Genomic DNA, 16,565 nt, shown 5'->3' on the forward strand with positions numbered 1-16,565 from the left:
TTAGGCAGGCGCGGGTTCGATCTTCTGGTTGAGGTACAGTAGCAGCAGCATGTACATCGCCCCGAACAGCAATGAACTGAAGAACGGATCGCGCCCGGCCTGTATCTGCCACATCTGGTATCCGGCTCCGGCAAGGGCCTGGAACAGCCCCCACCAGTTGGCGAGGGCACATCCGATGCCGACCTTGGCGATCCGGATAGCGCGTTCCAAAGCAAGCGCGTCATTGCCCGCAGCGAACATCCTGAAGCTGGCCCAGATGAGCAGCGATCCCGCGGCGATCTCCAGCGCAAACACCAGCATCATCGCTACCAGCACGAGTGCAGGCGGCGGAACCGGCAGAAGTGTTAAGGGATAGGCTTCCTGATCGGCATGGCTCGTCACATATGTGAAGAACGTTCTGGCCGCTTCGAAGTTGGCGATATTGTGGATGACGTAGAGTATTGCCATTGCGCCCAGAATGAGCGCGACTAGCGCTTTGAGATGCCTGTCGATCATCATCATCTCCCTGTTGCCCGGTCCAAAGGTACCACGAGCCGGCACAAACTAGGAAACGGAACGCAAAGTGGCTTCTGACAGCGAATCGATCAGCGAGGCGGATGCCGCCAACGAACTGATGCGGCTGGCCCGGCAGATCGCGCGCCATGACCGGCTCTATCACGCCGAGGATGCGCCCGAGATCACCGATGCGGAGTACGACGCGCTCGTAAGGCGCAATGCCGAGCTGGAAGCGGCCTTTCCGAATCTGGTGCGCGAGGACAGCCCGAGCCGCAAGGTCGGGCATGCCATTGCCGCCTCGCCGCTGTCCAAGGTGACGCACGAGGTTCGCATGATGAGCCTAGACAACGCCTTTACCGACGAGGAGGTGGAGGAGTTCATTGCCCGTGTGCGGCGCTTTCTGGCGCTGTCTGGCGATGAACCGGTGGCAGTCACGGCAGAAGACAAGATCGACGGCCTTTCCTGCTCGCTGCGCTACGAAAAGGGCAAGCTGGTCCGTGCGGCCACGCGCGGGGACGGGCAGGTGGGGGAGGATGTCACGCCGAACGTCGCCCACATTGAGGACATCGTGCAGGAGCTGAAGGGCGACGACGTGCCCGAGGTCTTCGAGGTGCGCGGCGAAGTCTACATGGAAAAGGCGGCATTCCTGACGCTCAACGAGCAGCTCATGGCCGATGCGCGCGCGCAGGCCGAGGCGAAGGAAGAGCCGTTCGACGAGAGCAAGGTCCGCCAGTTCGCCAACCCCCGCAACGCGGCGGCGGGATCGCTGCGCCAGAAGGACCCGCAGGTGACCGCGCGGCGCCCCTTGCGGTTCTGGGCGCATGGCTGGGGAGCGGTGTCGAGCGTGCCGGGCGCGACGCAGCACGAGGTCATCCGGAAGATCGAATCCTGGGGCCTGCCGGTCTCCCCGCAGTTCCGCCAGTGCGGGACGCTGGACGACATGCTCGAGGCCTACCGCGCCATTCGCGACGGGCGGCCGGATCTGCCCTTCGAGATCGATGGCGTGGTCTACAAGATCGATCGGCTTGACTGGCAGCAGCGGCTCGGCTTCGTCGCCAAGGCGCCGCGCTGGGCGCTGGCGCACAAGTTCCCGGCAGAGCGCGCCGAGACAGTGCTCGAATCGATCGACATCCAGGTCGGCCGCACGGGCAAGCTGACGCCCGTGGGTCGGCTCAAGCCGGTGCTGGTGGGCGGTGTCACCGTGACCAACGTCACGCTGCATAACCGCGATGAGATCGCGCGGCTGGGTGTCCGTCCGGGCGACCGGATCGTCCTGCAGCGGGCAGGGGACGTGATTCCGCAGGTGGTCGACAATCTCACGCGCGAGGAAGACCGGCCCGCCTTCGAATTTCCGGATCACTGCCCCGAGTGCAATTCGGAAGCCGTGGCCGAGGAAGGCGAAGTCGATGTGCGGTGCACCGGCGGCCTGATCTGCCCGGCGCAGCGGACCGAACGCCTCAAGCACTTCGTCAGCCGTGCGGCACTCGATATCGAAGGGCTGGGCGAGAAGACCATCGACGAATTCTTCGCCAAGGGCTGGCTGGAAAGCCCCGCGGACATCTTCCGCCTGCGCAAGCGCCGGGACGACATCCTCGCGCTCGAAGGGTGGAAGGACAAGTCTGTGGACAACCTGTTGAAGGCCATCGAGAGCAAGCGCGAGCCCGATGCCGCGCGGCTGCTGTTCGGACTGGGTATCCGTCATGTCGGCGCGGTGACAGCGCGCGACCTGATGAAGCGTTTCGAGACGCTGCCCGCGCTACGCGAAATCGCCGAAACGGCCCATGCCAAGGAAGGCGAGGAGCGGGCCGAGGCGGGGAGCGAGGCGTACTCCGAACTCGTCTCCATCGACGGTATCGGCCCGGTCGTGATCGAGGCGCTCGGCGATTTCTTCCACGAGGAGCACAACAAGCAGGTCTGGGACGATCTGCTCTCCGAAGTCTCTCCGCCGCCCTATGTGGTGGAAACCAGGGACAGCGCCGTCGCGGGCAAGACGGTGGTCTTTACCGGCAAGCTTGAGACCATGAGCCGGGACGAGGCCAAGGCGCAGGCGGAACGGTTGGGGGCCAAGGCTGCCGGTTCGGTGTCTGCCAAGACCGATCTCGTCGTGGCCGGGCCGGGCGCGGGCTCGAAACTGAAGAAGGCCGCCGAGCTCGGTATCGAAGTCATCGACGAGGCGGATTGGGCGGAAATCGTGAAAGCTGCCGGCTGATGGGCGCTGTCGGCAAGCCCCCCGTGATTTCCGCCCCGTCCTCTCCGCTTCGGACACCTCTTCAGGAAAAGCGGCCCTGACGTTCGTGTATCTGGCGGTAGTGCTGGACCCGCGTGGCCCGCAGGCCCGCCATTCCCTCGCGGTCGATGGCGCGTTGCCACGAGGCGAGTTCTTCCAGCGTAAGGCCATAGCGTTCGCACGCTTCGGCAATGGTCAGCAGGCCGCCATTCACGGCTGCGACCACTTCGGCCTTGCGCCGGACAACCCAGCGGGATGTGGACGGCGGCGGTAGATTCTCTTCCCTTAGCGCCTCGCCAAGCGGACCGATGACCGTATCGGGACGATCAACATCAGACTGAAGCATGGTTGGTCTCTCGAAATAGTTGATACCAACCCCCCTTGGCTCTGGATTCTTGGCTAAAATCGTTAATGCGGGCTCACTGCATATGGTTAACAAAAAATTGCACCGACTCACTTAAGTATATGATTTATAATAAAAATAGGCCTATAAAATAGTTTCAAAACTCGTTTACGGGCCGTTTACCTCCTTTAATTAGATTTGCGGGCAAGCGCAGTTGAGCATTCGAACGGGACTTTCAGAGACGTGGGCAAGAGCGACGATTCTCCATTTTCGGCAGCCTTGGCCAAGCACGTCTCGGCCGAAGGGTGCCAGTTCGTCTTCAACGAAAAGCGCGTCGCGCCGGGACAGCGTTTCCGCTTCAAGCTCGAAGGGTTCGATCCGGTCATAGGCACGGTACGCTGGGTGGTGACAGACCGCGTCGGGTTCGCCTTCGACCGTCCGCTGTCGCGCGCATGCCAGCAGGCCCTGAGCGAGCACTGCCGCACCGTTCACGGTCTGAAACTGTTCCTCGCCTGAGGCGTGATTACCTGCGGCGCCTGCGCAGCCAGAGGATCGACCAGTCCCCATTCGTAAGACGCGCCGCAAGGCGCAGCCCGGCTTTTCGGCACGCCGCCCGGACGGCGGCTTCCTGCGTCTGCAGCAGGCCGGCCAGCACGAGATGCCCGCCAGGTACCAGCGCCGCGCCGAAGTCTGGCGCCAGCGCGACCAGCGGGCCGGCAAGAATGTTCGCCATGATGAGGTCGTAGGGGCCCCGCGCTGCCAATAGCGGGTGCGCCATGCCGTCGGCGATGGTCATGACCAGTTGGCCGTTGCCCGATCCCATGCGGATGCCGTTGGCGCGGGCATTGGCCTCGACCACGTCGGCGCAGACGGCATCGATGTCGCTGGCAGTCGCCAATGCGCGCGGCCAGAGCGAAAGCGCGGCGAAGGCGAGCAGGCCGGTGCCGGTGCCGATATCGGCGCAGTTGCGCACGACCACGCCCTGCGCCTTCATGTGCGTGAGCATCGCGAGGCATCCGGCCGTGGTGGCGTGTTGCCCGGTTCCGAAGGCCTGGCTGGCGGGTATGGTGAAGTCGACCAGCTTCGGGTTCGTACTGGCCGGGTGGTCCGGCGTGTGGACATAGAAACGCCCGGCCTGGATCGGCTCGAGATCCTGCTGGCTGGCGACGAGCCAGTCGGTGTCGGGAAGCTGTTCTTCCACGAATTCGGGCGCCCCGCCTGCAAACAGGTCCGCCAGCGCTTTCCGGTCGGCTTCCGTGGGCTTGTGCGAAAGCCAGGCTTCGAGCTGCCAGTCGTCGGGCCGGTCTTCGGCGATCTCGCTGCCGGACAGGACGATTTCCGGATCCCAATCGAGCGCATCTTCATGCGCCACGAGCGCGCCTTCGATGACTTCGCGTGAGGCGAGGGCGGTCAGTTTCCAGCTCATGGTGTCTCGGTTCCGGCTTCCATGGCTTGGGCTTCCTTGTCGAGCCGCTTTTCGAAGCGCTTTCGGGCTGTGGCGGCGTAGTCTGTGCAGGCCGATGCCGAGACCAGCGGAGTTTCACCGGCAAAACGAGGCATCATCGCGCTCGCGGAGGGATGCGGCGTCAGCAGGATGTCGCAGGGCAGGGCACCGATTTCATTCAGGCCGACCCTGATCTGCGCGACGCGGTCCGGGTGGTCGAAAAAGCGATAGGTATCCGCGGAGATGGTCGTGGCGCTGTCGGCATAGGCGATCATGCGGCAGGTGAAATCCGCGGTGCAGGACTGCCAGGTCCAGCTCGTGGATCCGGGCGAATGCACCGGGGTGGCATGCGCCGTGACGGCCAGCTTGCCAACGACAACGCTGTCGCCGTTTTCCAGAACCTTGTCGATGGAGACCGGGGCAAAGCCATCGGTGATGTCGTGCTGGGGATCGTCGAGCGAGAGCGCGCCCGATTCGAGCAGGGCAGCGGCGGGCTGCAGTGCGGCGACGCTGGCGCCGGTCGCGTCCTTGAGCGCGGCCAGCGCGCCGACATGGTCGAAATGCTCGTGGCTGGAGACGATCCAGCGCACGTCGCCGGGCTTGAATCCCAGCTTTTCGATATTGGCGAGAACCAGCGTCGCGGCATCGGCCATTCCGCCGTCGATCAGCACGTGGCCGTCGTCGCCCGTGATCAGGATCGCGCCGATCCCACAGGTGCCCACATACCACGTATTCCCGTAGATATGGGCAGGCGGCGCGGGATCGAGCCAGCCCTCTTTGCCGACGCAGGCTTGCGCCAGTTTGGAGGCGGTGAACGCGTCTTCCGGCGCGGGTTTTGCCTGTGCTGCGGAGGACATGGCTGCCAGCGACGCGGCCAGCAGAAGCGGCTTGAAGGTGCGACTCATGGCCCTCGCTTTAGGCCTCGCTCGTGCGATAGGCCAGACAGCCCTAGCACTAACTCGCGTTGCGGAACTTGCACCATGCCACGATTTGGCTAAGGGGACATCGACGAGGGCAGCCTTTGTGCGCTGCCGCAGGCAAGGGGATTCGCAAGAGCATGGCCACCGCCGGCACCAAGAACCGACCGCTTTCGCCCCACCTCCAGATCTGGCGCTGGGGCCCGCACATGTTCGTTTCCATTCTGCACCGCGTTGCCGGAAACGGCCTCGCAGTTGCCGGGCTGGGCGTTTTTATGTGGTGGCTGGGCGCACTCGCAAGCGGCCCCGAAGCCTACGCGACCTTCGCCTGGGCCATGACGACGCCGATCGGCTACATCGTGCTGGTGGGCATCTCCTGGGCCTTCTTCACGCATATGATGAGCGGCCTGCGGCATTTCGTGCTCGACGTGGGCGCCGGTTTCGAGCTCAACATCAACAAGATCTGGTCGATCATTTCGCCGATCCTGGGTGTTCTGCTCACCGCTGCCTTCTGGGCACTCCTGCTGCTTCGCTGAGGGACGGAAAACATGGGTAACGGAACTTCCATCGGCCGCGTGCGCGGCCTCGGCTCCGCCAAGAACGGCACGCATCACTGGCTGCTGCAGCGCTTCACCGCCATCGGCAACCTGTTGCTGGTGCTGTGGCTGGTCGTCTCGATCGTGCTGCTGCAGGACCTGTCCTACGCTGCGGTGATCGATTGGCTGTCGTCGCCGATCCCCGCCGTGGCGATGATCCTTCTGCTCGTATCGACCTTCTGGCACGCGCGCCTCGGCATGCAGGTCATGGTCGAGGACTACGTGCATGAGCATGCGAACAAGTTCGCCTGCATCGTCGCCCTGAACCTTGCCGCATTCGCAGGCGCCGCATTCGGCGTGTTCTGCGTCGTCCGCCTCGCGCTGGGAGCTTCCGCCTGATGTCCGCGCCTGCCTACAAGATCATCGACCACACTTACGACACCGTCGTCGTCGGCGCCGGGGGTTCGGGCCTGCGCGCCACGATGGGTTCGGCCGAGGCCGGCCTCAAGACGGCCTGCATCACCAAGGTCTTTCCGACCCGTTCGCATACCGTTGCGGCGCAGGGCGGCATCGCCGCTTCGCTCAAGAACAACACGCCGGACCACTGGACCTGGCACATGTACGACACCGTGAAAGGGTCGGACTGGCTGGGTGACCAGGACGCCATCGAATACATGGTGCGCGAAGCCCCGCAGGCCGTTTACGAGCTGGAGCACGCCGGTGTGCCCTTCAGCCGCAACGCCGACGGCACGATCTACCAGCGTCCGTTTGGCGGCCACATGCAGAACATGGGCGAAGGCCCGCCGGTGCAGCGCACCTGCGCTGCGGCCGACCGTACCGGCCACGCCATGCTGCACGCGCTGTACCAGCAGTCGCTGAAGTACGCGGCGGACTTCTTCATCGAATACTTCGCGATCGACCTGATCATGGAGAATGGCCAGTGCCGCGGCGTGATCGCGCTGTGCATGGACGATGGGACGATCCACCGCTTCCGCTCGCAGGCAGTCGTGCTGGCAACGGGCGGCTATGGTCGTTCCTACTTCACCGCCACATCCGCCCACACCTGTACCGGTGACGGCGGCGGCATGGTGCTGCGCGCGGGCCTGCCGCTGCAGGACATGGAGTTCGTGCAGTTCCACCCGACCGGCATCTACGGCGCCGGCGTTCTCATCACCGAGGGTGCACGCGGCGAGGGCGGGTACCTCACCAACTCCGAAGGCGAGCGCTTCATGGAGCGCTATGCCCCCTCGGCGAAGGATCTGGCGTCGCGCGATGTCGTTTCCCGCTCGATGGCGCTGGAAATCCGCGAAGGCCGCGGCGTCGGCCCGCACAAGGATCACATCTACCTGCACCTCGATCACATCGATCCCAAGGTGCTGGGCGAGCGTCTGCCGGGAATCACCGAATCGGGCAAGATCTTCGCCGGCGTCGACCTGACGCGCCAGCCGCTGCCGGTGGTGCCGACCGTCCACTACAACATGGGCGGCATTCCGTGCGACTATAACGGCCGCGTGATGACCATCGGCCCTGATGGCGATCCGGAAACCGTAGTCCCCGGACTGTTCGCGGTGGGTGAGGCGGCATGTGTGTCGGTCCACGGCGCCAACCGCCTGGGCTCGAACTCGCTGATCGACCTTGTGGTCTTTGGCCGCGCTACCGGCCTGTACCTCAAGGACAACATCAAGCCGAACGGCTCGCAGCCGGAACTGCCTAAGGATTCGGCCGACCTGGCGCTGACCCGCCTCGATCACTTCCGCAACGCCAAGGGCGGCTCGCCCACGGCGGAAATCCGCACCGAGATGCAGCGCACGATGTCGCTGCACGCTGCGGTGTTCCGCAACGACGAACTGATGGCAGAGGGCAAGGACAAGCTCGCCGCCACCTACAAGCGGATGGAAGACATCCACGTTTCCGATCGCGGCCTGATCTGGAACTCCGACCTCGTCGAGACGATGGAGCTGGACAACCTGATCTCTCAGGCGACGGTTACGCTCCACAGCGCGCACAACCGCAAGGAAAGCCGCGGCGCTCACGCGCACGAGGACTTCCCGAACCGCGACGACGCCAACTGGATGAAGCACACCGCGACGTGGTTCAACGGCTGGGGCGGCGAGGGCGGCGAAGTCCGCATCGACTATCGCCCGGTCCACGAATTCACGCTGACGGATGATGTCGAGTACATCAAGCCCAAGGCGCGCGTGTACTAAGATACTTTCAAATAAGAGATTTTGGTGGGAGCGGTCCGAAAGGATCGCTCCCATTTTCTTTGGTGCGCAGGGCTTCTTCCAAGAAAGTAACTTGCCTGAAGTGATAATTTGGCGGACTTTTCCTCTTTATTCGGGAGAGGAGGTCTTTGTGGCAAACGTTGAAATATATTTTATAACTAACCGCAATTACTTGCCTGAAAATAAGCGCGCCGTGTTCGGGCCTCACTTTAACCCGGACGGGGTTGCTGCACTGCGGTTTGGCAAAGCCGTGTATAACGTCGAAGGGCGCAATGCCTCATTCGAAGACATTCACGTTTATCCCGATGCTAAGGTCATGGCCGGAGAAACGACAGTTCCGCCAGCAGGCAGCGGCAGTTTTCTGGACGATCTGCGCGGCGAAATGCGTCAGGGTCGTGATACCCTGATATTCATTCACGGATACAACGTCTCTTTCACGGAGGCGCTCAAGGCCGGCGCGCTTCTGGCCGCCGGGTTGCCGCAGGACATCAATCTGGTTGTATTTTCCTGGCCCTCGGACGGCACTGCGGTGCCTTACATGTCCTATTACAGCGATCGCGAGGACGCGCGTGCATCCGGCGCGGCATTGGCCCGCGCCTACCTCAAGCTCTTCGACTTCGTGAAGACCCTGCGCGAGACAGAAGTGCGCAACCGGACGGCGGCCGGCGCTGACCCGGTAGAAGCGGCAGCAGAGACCGAGCTGTGCGAACGCTGCATCCACGTGCTGGCCCATTCCATGGGGAATTACGTCCTGCGGCACGGTGTTCAGGCCATAAAGGCGAAGGACCCCCGCAAGATCGTTCGCATGTTCGATCAGGTCATCCTCGCGGCGGCGGATGAGGATGACGACACGTTCGAATTCGAAAGCAAGCTTCGCGACTTGCCCATCCTCTCGCGCCGGGTGACGGTCTATCACAACCATCGTGACCGGGCCCTGCTGATCTCCGACCGAACCAAGTCCAACCCGGATCGGCTCGGGTCCGAAGGGCCACGGATGCTGGACATGCTTCCCAAGAAGGTGGTCATCGTCGATTGCAGCAGGGTTGCCGCCATTGCCGACCCCAGGGTCCTGCATTCCTATTACATCCGCAGCCCCGCCGTGACGGCGGATATCAATGCCGTGCTCGACGACAATCCCGACGACCTGATCGGCAACCGGGAAGTGGTCCGTGCGGCGCGCGCTTACCGGCTGGCCAGCTAGCGGCTTGCGTTAATTCGGCGTTCATGTTTACAGACGTAGTCGATTACATACGTAAACGATGGAGTGGCGAGTGGCGGAAAAGTCCGATCAGCCGGAACGCATTTCCGAAGCAGAGCAGGCCGTGATGGAGGCGCTCTGGCAGCGCTCTCCGTTGACGGCGCAGGAAGTTTGCGAGCATGTCTGCGCCGAGCGCGACTGGAGCCTCAACACGGTCAAGACACTGCTTTCCCGTCTGGTGACCAAGCAGGCGGTGGCGACTCAGCCGGACGGCAAGCGCTTCCTCTATTCCCCCCGAATCGCCCGGTCCGACTATCTCGGCACCGAAAGCCGCCGTCTGGTCGACCGCCTTTTCGGCGGCCGCGCGGCGCCGCTGTTCGCGCATCTGGCCCAGTCCGAGGCGCTGACCCCCGATGACATCGCCGAAATCGAGGCCCTGCTGAAGGAGCTGAAGTCATGATCGAATGGCTGACCGATACGCTCGTGATGACCGGCGCGCTGCTGGCGCTGGTCCTTCTGGTCCGCAAGCCCGTGGGGCGTTGGTTCGGGCCGCATGCCGCCTATGCGCTCTGGGCGCTGCCGATGATCCGGCTGGTGCTGCCGCCGCTGGCTCTGCCGCGTAATCTCCTGCCGCTGCCGAAGGTCTCGATCGAGCCCATCGTGGGCGGTGCGACGACGGTGGAACCGGTTCGTGTCGGCGGTGCTTCGATGATGACGGCGCCAGTTGATACCACTCCGATCGTTCCCGCCCAGCCTGGTTTGCTGGAGCAGGTGCCGTGGACCACGGTGTTTCTGACGATCTGGATTCTCGGCGTGCTGGCTTTTCTCGGCTGGCGCACATGGAATTACTTCACCATGCGGCGCGAACTGCTTGCTGAAGCACGGCAGGTCGCGCAGGCTGATGGCGTGCGCATTGTCGAGACCCCGGCGGCTGCCGCACCGCTGGCATTCGGCGTGTTCGACAAGGTGGTGGCGCTCCCGACCGGTTTTCTTGCGAACACCGACTCCGAAAGCTCGGACTTCGCGATTGCGCACGAACTGGAGCACCACGCGGGCAACGACCTGCTGGCGATCATCGTGATGCAGCCGCTGTTTGCGCTACACTGGTTCAATCCGCTGGCCTGGGCTGCATGGCGTGCGCTGCGCGGCGATCAGGAAGTCGCTTGCGACGCCCGCGTCGTCGCTGGCCGTGATCGCAGCATCCGGGCTCGCTATGGCCAGCTGATTGCGTCCTATGCCGCCGGGACCCGGCTTGCCCTTGCCGCGCCGATGGCCGGACCGCTGACCGGCGACAAGCCGATCATCCACCGCCTCAAGGCGCTGGCGCACAAGGACGTCACGCCCGCGCGGCGCGTGCTGGGCCGCAGTCTCTTCGCGATGGCCATCGTTGCTGTCCCCGCCACCGCCACGGTCAGCTATGCGGCCATGGAGGAGGCTGAGGAACTGCAGCCGGTCGACGTGCCGGAGGTACCTGCAGCGCCCGCCCCTCCCGAAGCCCCGACGCTTGTCGCCGCACTCGATGCACCGGAACCGCCCGCCGCCCCCGAACCGCCGCGCTGGGATGGCTCCGAGGCCGAGGTGCCCGCGCCTCCGGCTCCGCCATCTCCGCCAGCCGAGCACAAGACCGTCTGGATTCACAAGTCGGTCGATCGCGAAGCCGAACGCAGTGCCGCTCTTGCCGAGCGCCAGGCGGCCCAGGCTGAACGCCGCGCGGAACGGGGCCAGCGTCAGATGGAACGGCAGGTCGAACGCCAGTCTGCCCAAGCCGAACGTCAGGCGGCTCAGGCCGAGCGGATGGCGGCAGAGGCCATGGCGCGTGCTCCCAAAGTAGAGGAATCGGTAACCCGCGACGGCAAGAAGGTGATCCGGATTGTCCAGAAGAGCAGGGATGGCAAGCAGGTGGTCAAGCAGGAAATGGTGCTGGACGAAGATTGTCCGGCAGACAGTCCGCGCTCCACGCGTGACGGTTCGCACTCCTGGACGGTGATCTGCACCGGTGCTCCCAAGGTGGCGATGACGGCCACGATCAAGGCGCTCAAGTCCGCCCGTCAGGCCATCGTATCCGAACGCAACCTGGGCGAGGACGTGCGGGCCGAGATCCTTGCCGACCTCGACAGGGAAATCGCCGACGCCTTCAAGGAAATGCACGAAGTCAACTGATCCGGGGTATTTCAGGCACGATTTAGCACCGGGATCGTTTCATCGTCCCGGTGCTTTCGTTTTTGGCAGTTGTGCATGGTTTTTGTTCGCCATATCCTCCCCTGAAATGTGGGAGGGATCTGGACGTGCATGCAAAATATCCCGCGGTATTCTCCTCTGTGAAGCTGGGGCCGGTGGAACTGCCCAACCGGTTTTTCTTCGCACCTCATGGCAGCGCCCTTTCGGCCGGTACCAAGCCGGCTGACGATCTGGTGGCCTACAGCGCTGAGCGCGTGAAAGGCGGAGGCTGCGGCCTCGTGGTGGTGGCACTGGCCATGCATGAGCGCGGACGCACCCGGCAGCCCAGCCCGCACGAGGCCGTCAACATCCCGGCCTTCCGCGTACTCACTGATGCCATCCACGACGCCGGAGGCAAGATCTTTGGCGAGCCCTTTTACCACTGGATCGGAGCGGGGTACTGGCAGGTTTTCAGTCCGCCTGCACCGGCCATGGCGCCATCGGTCCGGCAGTTCGGCCACGGCGGGCGGGCGCATTCCACCCGCGCCATGTCGCGCGACGAGATTGCCCGCATGATCGAGGCCACGCGCGTTACGGCTGCCAACATGGCCGAGGCAGGGTTCGACGGGATCATGCTGCACGTCAGCCATGCAGCATTGATCCAGCAGTTTCTCTCGCCCTGGTTCAACGAGCGCGACGACGAATACGGAGGCTCGCTGGAAGGTCGCATGCGCTTTCTGGTCGAGAGCCTGCGTGCTGCGCGCGAGGGCGGCGGGGACCAGTTCGCCGTGGGACTGCGCCTCAACTGCGATGAGCAACTGGAGGGCGGCTATGGCCCGGACACGGCGCGCGAAGTTGTTGCCCGTCTCGTCGAGCAGGGGCTGATCGACTACATCGATCTTGACGTCGGGCTGGAGCCGCAGCAGTTCCGCCACGGCATGCCGACGGGCTTCGAGCCCGCGCAATACTATCGTCCATGGGTCGAAAAGGTGCGCAGCGCGGCGGGCGATGTGCCGGTGCTCTCGGTGCTGGGCAACGTGACCGACATGGCACAGGCCGAGGCTGCGCTGCAGGCGGGCGTGTGCGACGTGATCGGCGCGGCGCGGCAACTCATCGCCGAGCCCGACTTCGTGCGGAACGCGCGGGAAGGGCATGAGGATCGCAGCCGTACCTGTATTGCCTGCAACTGGTGTACCGCGGCGGGCGGAGACGGTGCGCAGGGCTGTGCGATCAATCCCGCATCCTACCGCGACCGGATATGGGGACGGCACAGTTATGAGCCGGTGGCCGAGCCTAAGCGCGTCGTCATCGTCGGCGGCGGCCCAGGCGGCATGGAAGCGGCGCGGGTTGCGGCGGAGAAGGGGCATCGGGTGACTCTTTTCGAGTCTCGCGATGCGCTGGGCGGCGCCATGGCGCTCTGGGCCGATCTGCCGGGACGCGGGCATTACCGCGCGGCAATCGACTGGTGGCAGAGCGAGGTCGCTCGGTTGGGCATCGACGTGCGGCTGGGCGCGGCGGCCGATGAAGCAGCGGTACTCGCGCAAAAGCCCGATGCGGTCATCGTGGCGACGGGTGCCAGTTACAGTCCCGGAGGCCGGTCGATCACCCATGATGGCGACATTCCGGGTTCCGATCTGCCGCACGTTCTGCGCCCCGAAGACGTGCTGCTCGGTGGGAAGCGGCCGGGCGGCAAGGTCTGGATTTTCGATGCCGAGGGCTATCACACCGGCACCGGCATTGCCGAAATGCTGGCTGCAAGCGGCGCCGAGGTGAACTTTGTGACCGCAGGCTACTCGCCAGTCTCCGCGCGCAACACCGACAACTGGGAAGAGTACTATATCGTCGGGCGGATGAAGCGCGCGGGTGTGCGGCTGGTCCCTTCGACCTGGGTACGCCGCATTGGCGAAGGCGCCGTGACCCTGCGCGATGTTCATACGGGCGAGGAGCGTAGCGAGCCGGCCGATGCAGTCGTGCTGGCAACGGGCCGCGTCCCGCAGGATGCTCTGGCGCGGGCGCTGGAAGGCAAGGTTGCGCAACTCTTCACCATCGGCGATGCGCTGGCGGCGCGGATGCTGGCGGCGGCGACTTACGAGGGGCAGAAGTTCGCGCGCGCCATCGGCGAGCTCGACGCGCCGTCTTCCTTTGCCGAAGCATGGTTCTCGCCCGATCCGTTGTCGCTCACGCCGTTCCCGGCGGATGTGCCGCGGCCTGCCCTGGCGTCCTGATCGCGTTCAGCCGGGGGCAAGGCGGGATGGGAGATGCAGGGCTCGGGCGCGTCCGCGCCAAGAGGGGATAGGCAATGGACGAGAAGGCACCGCATCGCGAACGCTCGCCGGGGATGAAGCTGCTGTTCGTGGGGCTCGTCAGCGCCGTGCTGATCGTGCCGCTGCTGCTCGTCTATGCGCTGGTCTATGACCGGCAGGATCAGTCCGAAACCGCGCAGGCCTCTATCAATGCAGGGTGGGGCGGACCGCAGGTTCTGGCAGGGCCCATCGTCGTGGTGCCGTTCAAGACCACCCAGACGCAAAACGAGACGGTCGACGGCAAGCAGGTCAGCCGCGTCGTCGAAGTCGAAAAGCTGCTCTACATCTCGCCGCTGACCAACACGGTTTCGACCCGGATCGAGCCGCAGGAGCGGCGCAAGTCGATCTATCGCTCGGTGCTCTTCACTGCCAAGACCGAGGGCAAGGCGGCGTTCGTGCTCCCGGAAGACCTCGAAAGGTTCGGTGTCACGCCGGACAAGCTGCTGTGGGACCGCGCAGAAGTGCGTATCGGCGCCTCGGATGCGCGCGGGTTGACCACCGGCGGCACCATCGTTGCCAACGGCAAGCCGCTTGAGGTGCAGCCCGGCAAGGGGCCGGCGGCATCGGGCGGGCAGGGCTTCTTCGCCTTCCTTGGCTGGGATGGCAGCGGCAGGCTCAACATCGACTATGCCTTCGGCCTGCGTGGCAGCCGCACGATTAGTCTGGTTCCGCGCGGCGGATCGACGGTGTGGAACGTGTCCTCGCCCTGGCCCAGCCCGAGCTTCGACGGCGCCTTCTTGCCCGAAAAGCCGAGCGTGACCGACAAGGGCTTCAAGGCCGAATATACCATCGACAAGCTGGCCCTTGGCCAGCCGCCGCTGTCCACGGAGGATTACGGTCCGCCGCAGGGTGGGTCGGCCTATGGATACAATGGGCGCGTCTCGACGACGATTGCCATTCCGGATGGGACGACAGAGGCGGTCGCCGGCCCCAGCCGGGCCGTCAGCGTCAGCCTGATCGAGACGGTGGATCTCTATTCCAAGGTCGACCGTTCGGTGAAGTACGGCTTCCTGTTCATCGGCTTCACGTTCCTCGCCTTCTTCCTGTTCGACATCGTCGCCGGGGCGAGGGTGGCTGCGGTCGAGTATCTGCTGACCGGTGCAGGGCTGGTGCTGTTCTTCGTGCTGCTGCTGGCCTTTGCCGAAGTGATCGGCTTCACCGCTGCCTATCTCGTGGCCAGTGCCGCCGTGATCGGGCTGCTGACGGCTTATAGCGCCGCCGTGCTCAAGAGCTGGAAGCGGGCGCGGTTTATCGGCGCGCTGCTGGTCGGTCTCTATGCGCTGCTCTTCGTGCTGCTCAATCTCGAGGCGTGGTCGCTGATGATCGGATCGGTGCTGCTCTTCGTCGCGCTCGCCGGCGTGATGTACGCCACGCGCCATGTCGACTGGTCGAGTGTCGGACGGCATTCGCCCGGCGAAGCGGAGGGGTGAGGGGGTAGCCTAACCTCTCTCGTCATCCCCGCGCAGGCGGGGATCCCGCTTCTTGTCGCGTGCCTTGAGAAAAGGCAGCGGGGCCCCCGCCTTCGCGGGGGCGACAAAATTGGGTGCGCTTCTGTTTTGCGGAACTACCGCCAGCGCATCCGGTCGCGGGTCAGCTGGTCGACGCTGGTCACGCCCATCAGCTTCATGTCGCGTTCGATCTCTTCCTTCAGGATCGTGATCGCGCGTTCTACCCCCTGCTGTCCCGCTGCTGCGAGGGCGTAGAGGTACAGCCTTCCGCCCGAGGCGCAGGTGGCGCCGCTGGCCAGCGCTTTCAGCACATGCGTCCCACGCCGCACGCCGCCGTCGCAGATGACCTCGATTTCGCCGCCCACGGCATCGACGATCTCGCGGACCTGATCGAAGGGCGCGCGGCTGCCGTCGAGCTGGCGGCCGCCGTGGTTGGAGATCATAATCGCATCGGCGCCGATCTCGACCGCGCGGCGCGCGTCGGCGACGCTCATCACGCCCTTGAGGCAGAACGTGCCGCCCCACTCCTCGCGGATTTGCGCGGCCATCTTCCAGTCCATCGACTGATCGAGCATTTCAGAGAAATAGCGCTGGATGCTTACCGGCTCGCGGGTGCCCGCGCTGACGTGGGTGTCGAGATTGGGCAGCGCGAACTTCTCGCGGAACACGTAATCGAGCGCCCAGCGCGGCTTGAGCGTGTAAGACAGCAACGAAGAAGGCGTGAAGCGCGGGGGCGAGGAAAAGCCCGAGCGCAGGCAGCGCTCGCGCTTGCCGCCGACGATGGTGTCGACCGTCAGCGCGATGGCATCGAACTTTGCCGCCTTGCAGCGTTCGATCATCGAGCGGTTGAGTTCCTTGTCCTTGTGGACGTAGAGCTGGAACATCTTGGGGTTGTTCCCCATTGCGCCGATTTCCTCGATCGACACGGTGGCGAGACTGGAAATGCCGAACCACAGGCCGAACTTCTCGGCGGCCCGCGCAACAGCGCGTTCGCCCTGCCAGTGAAACACCCGCTGCAGCGCCGTGGGCGAGAGGATGAGGGGCAGCGCGCTCTTGCGCCCCATCACCGTCAGAGAAGTGTCGATCGTCTCCACGCCGGCCAGCACGTCAGGCACGAGATCGACGTCGTCGAACGCGGCCGTATTGCGGCTCTTGGTCAGCTCGTCATCGGCTGCACCGTCGATGTAGTCGAACACCGGCCACGGCAGGCGCTGCTTCGCAAGACGGCGGAAATCGGCGATGTTGTGGCAATCGGACAGGCGCATGGCGTGC

The 16,565-nt window shown here is 64.5% G+C and carries 15 protein-coding genes; 10 read left to right on the forward strand and 5 right to left on the reverse strand.

Annotation, left to right across the window (positions count from 1 at the left end; translation table 11 throughout):
* Positions 1-495 carry a DUF2165 family protein gene (locus IEX64_RS07330; RefSeq protein WP_188819008.1) on the reverse strand — a complete coding sequence of 165 codons (495 nt, stop codon included), beginning with the start codon at positions 493-495 and terminating at the stop codon, positions 1-3.
* A gap of 67 nt (positions 496-562) precedes the next feature.
* On the opposite strand from IEX64_RS07330, the gene ligA reads away from it, so the two are divergent.
* On the forward strand, positions 563-2,704 hold the full coding sequence (ligA, locus tag IEX64_RS07335; RefSeq protein ID WP_268238442.1) for an NAD-dependent DNA ligase LigA: 2,142 nt from the start codon (positions 563-565) through the stop codon (positions 2,702-2,704).
* Positions 2,705-2,765: 61 nt separating this feature from the next.
* Here ligA and sciP read toward each other — a convergent pair whose 3' ends face one another.
* A complete protein-coding gene (sciP, locus tag IEX64_RS07340; RefSeq protein ID WP_188819009.1) occupies positions 2,766-3,068 on the reverse strand; it encodes a CtrA inhibitor SciP in 303 nt (100 codons plus the stop codon).
* A 240-nt stretch (positions 3,069-3,308) separates the two neighbouring features.
* On the opposite strand from sciP, the gene IEX64_RS07345 reads away from it, so the two are divergent.
* Positions 3,309-3,581: a PilZ domain-containing protein gene (locus tag IEX64_RS07345; protein ID WP_188819010.1), complete on the forward strand. Its 273-nt coding sequence runs from the start codon at positions 3,309-3,311 to the stop codon at positions 3,579-3,581.
* 7 nt (positions 3,582-3,588) lie between these two features.
* Here the strand turns inward: IEX64_RS07345 and IEX64_RS07350 are convergent, their stop codons facing one another.
* Positions 3,589-4,491, reverse strand: coding sequence for a 50S ribosomal protein L11 methyltransferase (locus tag IEX64_RS07350; RefSeq protein ID WP_188819011.1), 903 nt, complete (start codon positions 4,489-4,491; stop codon positions 3,589-3,591).
* A complete protein-coding gene (bla, locus tag IEX64_RS07355; RefSeq protein ID WP_188819012.1) occupies positions 4,488-5,414 on the reverse strand; it encodes a subclass B3 metallo-beta-lactamase in 927 nt (308 codons plus the stop codon). Before bla ends, IEX64_RS07350 begins: the two co-directional genes overlap by 4 nt.
* Before the next feature lie 152 nt (positions 5,415-5,566).
* Here bla and sdhC point away from each other — a divergent pair, with 152 nt between their 5' ends.
* The 8 genes from sdhC (at position 5,567) to creD (ending at position 15,275) form a co-directional block, all read left to right on the forward strand.
* Positions 5,567-5,962, forward strand: coding sequence for a succinate dehydrogenase, cytochrome b556 subunit (sdhC, locus tag IEX64_RS07360; protein ID WP_188819013.1), 396 nt, complete (start codon positions 5,567-5,569; stop codon positions 5,960-5,962).
* A gap of 12 nt (positions 5,963-5,974) precedes the next feature.
* On the forward strand, positions 5,975-6,361 hold the full coding sequence (gene sdhD, locus IEX64_RS07365) for a succinate dehydrogenase, hydrophobic membrane anchor protein (RefSeq protein WP_188819014.1): 387 nt from the start codon (positions 5,975-5,977) through the stop codon (positions 6,359-6,361).
* Complete coding sequence (sdhA, locus tag IEX64_RS07370; protein WP_188819015.1) at positions 6,361-8,169, forward strand: succinate dehydrogenase flavoprotein subunit; 1,809 nt, start codon at positions 6,361-6,363, stop codon at positions 8,167-8,169. The genes sdhD and sdhA overlap by 1 nt, the downstream gene beginning before the upstream one ends.
* Before the next feature lie 100 nt (positions 8,170-8,269).
* Positions 8,270-9,388, forward strand: a complete 1,119-nt coding sequence (locus IEX64_RS07375) for an alpha/beta hydrolase (RefSeq protein WP_229710151.1) — start codon at positions 8,270-8,272, stop codon at positions 9,386-9,388.
* Between the two features lie 58 nt (positions 9,389-9,446).
* The gene (locus IEX64_RS07380) at positions 9,447-9,845 is read left to right on the forward strand and encodes a BlaI/MecI/CopY family transcriptional regulator (RefSeq protein WP_188819016.1); all 399 of its coding nucleotides are present in this window, start codon (positions 9,447-9,449) and stop codon (positions 9,843-9,845) included.
* Positions 9,842-11,545 carry a M56 family metallopeptidase gene (locus IEX64_RS07385; RefSeq protein WP_188819017.1) on the forward strand — a complete coding sequence of 568 codons (1,704 nt, stop codon included), beginning with the start codon at positions 9,842-9,844 and terminating at the stop codon, positions 11,543-11,545. Before IEX64_RS07380 ends, IEX64_RS07385 begins: the two co-directional genes overlap by 4 nt.
* A gap of 125 nt (positions 11,546-11,670) precedes the next feature.
* Positions 11,671-13,767 (forward strand): oxidoreductase, encoded by a 2,097-nt coding sequence (locus tag IEX64_RS07390; RefSeq protein WP_188819018.1) that lies wholly within the window; start codon positions 11,671-11,673, stop codon positions 13,765-13,767.
* A 74-nt stretch (positions 13,768-13,841) separates the two neighbouring features.
* Positions 13,842-15,275, forward strand: a complete 1,434-nt coding sequence (gene creD, locus IEX64_RS07395; protein ID WP_188819019.1) for a cell envelope integrity protein CreD — start codon at positions 13,842-13,844, stop codon at positions 15,273-15,275.
* Between the two features lie 134 nt (positions 15,276-15,409).
* On the opposite strand, the gene IEX64_RS07400 is transcribed toward creD, so the two are convergent.
* Positions 15,410-16,558 carry an alpha-hydroxy acid oxidase gene (locus tag IEX64_RS07400; protein WP_188819020.1) on the reverse strand — a complete coding sequence of 383 codons (1,149 nt, stop codon included), beginning with the start codon at positions 16,556-16,558 and terminating at the stop codon, positions 15,410-15,412.
* Positions 16,559-16,565 lie beyond the last annotated feature (7 nt).

Origin of the sequence: Novosphingobium indicum (assembly GCF_014645195.1) — a bacterium.
GTDB classification, from domain to species: domain Bacteria; phylum Pseudomonadota; class Alphaproteobacteria; order Sphingomonadales; family Sphingomonadaceae; genus Novosphingobium; species Novosphingobium indicum.

Bases quoted from the DNA above. Each gene is read 5' to 3' on its own strand.
- bla (WP_188819012.1), bottom strand. From the start codon at position 5,414: ATGAGTCGCACCTTCAAGCCGCTTCTGCTGGCCGCGTCGCTGGCAGCC.
- IEX64_RS07385 (WP_188819017.1), top strand. From the start codon at position 9,842: ATGATCGAATGGCTGACCGATACGCTCGTGATGACCGGCGCGCTGCTG.
- IEX64_RS07330 (WP_188819008.1), bottom strand. From the start codon at position 495: ATGATCGACAGGCATCTCAAAGCGCTAGTCGCGCTCATTCTGGGCGCA.
- IEX64_RS07400 (WP_188819020.1), bottom strand. From the start codon at position 16,558: ATGCGCCTGTCCGATTGCCACAACATCGCCGATTTCCGCCGTCTTGCG.
- sdhD (WP_188819014.1), top strand. From the start codon at position 5,975: ATGGGTAACGGAACTTCCATCGGCCGCGTGCGCGGCCTCGGCTCCGCC.
- sdhC (WP_188819013.1), top strand. From the start codon at position 5,567: ATGGCCACCGCCGGCACCAAGAACCGACCGCTTTCGCCCCACCTCCAG.
- IEX64_RS07350 (WP_188819011.1), bottom strand. From the start codon at position 4,491: ATGAGCTGGAAACTGACCGCCCTCGCCTCACGCGAAGTCATCGAAGGC.
- sciP (WP_188819009.1), bottom strand. From the start codon at position 3,068: ATGCTTCAGTCTGATGTTGATCGTCCCGATACGGTCATCGGTCCGCTT.
- IEX64_RS07380 (WP_188819016.1), top strand. From the start codon at position 9,447: ATGGAGTGGCGAGTGGCGGAAAAGTCCGATCAGCCGGAACGCATTTCC.
- sdhA (WP_188819015.1), top strand. From the start codon at position 6,361: ATGTCCGCGCCTGCCTACAAGATCATCGACCACACTTACGACACCGTC.
- creD (WP_188819019.1), top strand. From the start codon at position 13,842: ATGGACGAGAAGGCACCGCATCGCGAACGCTCGCCGGGGATGAAGCTG.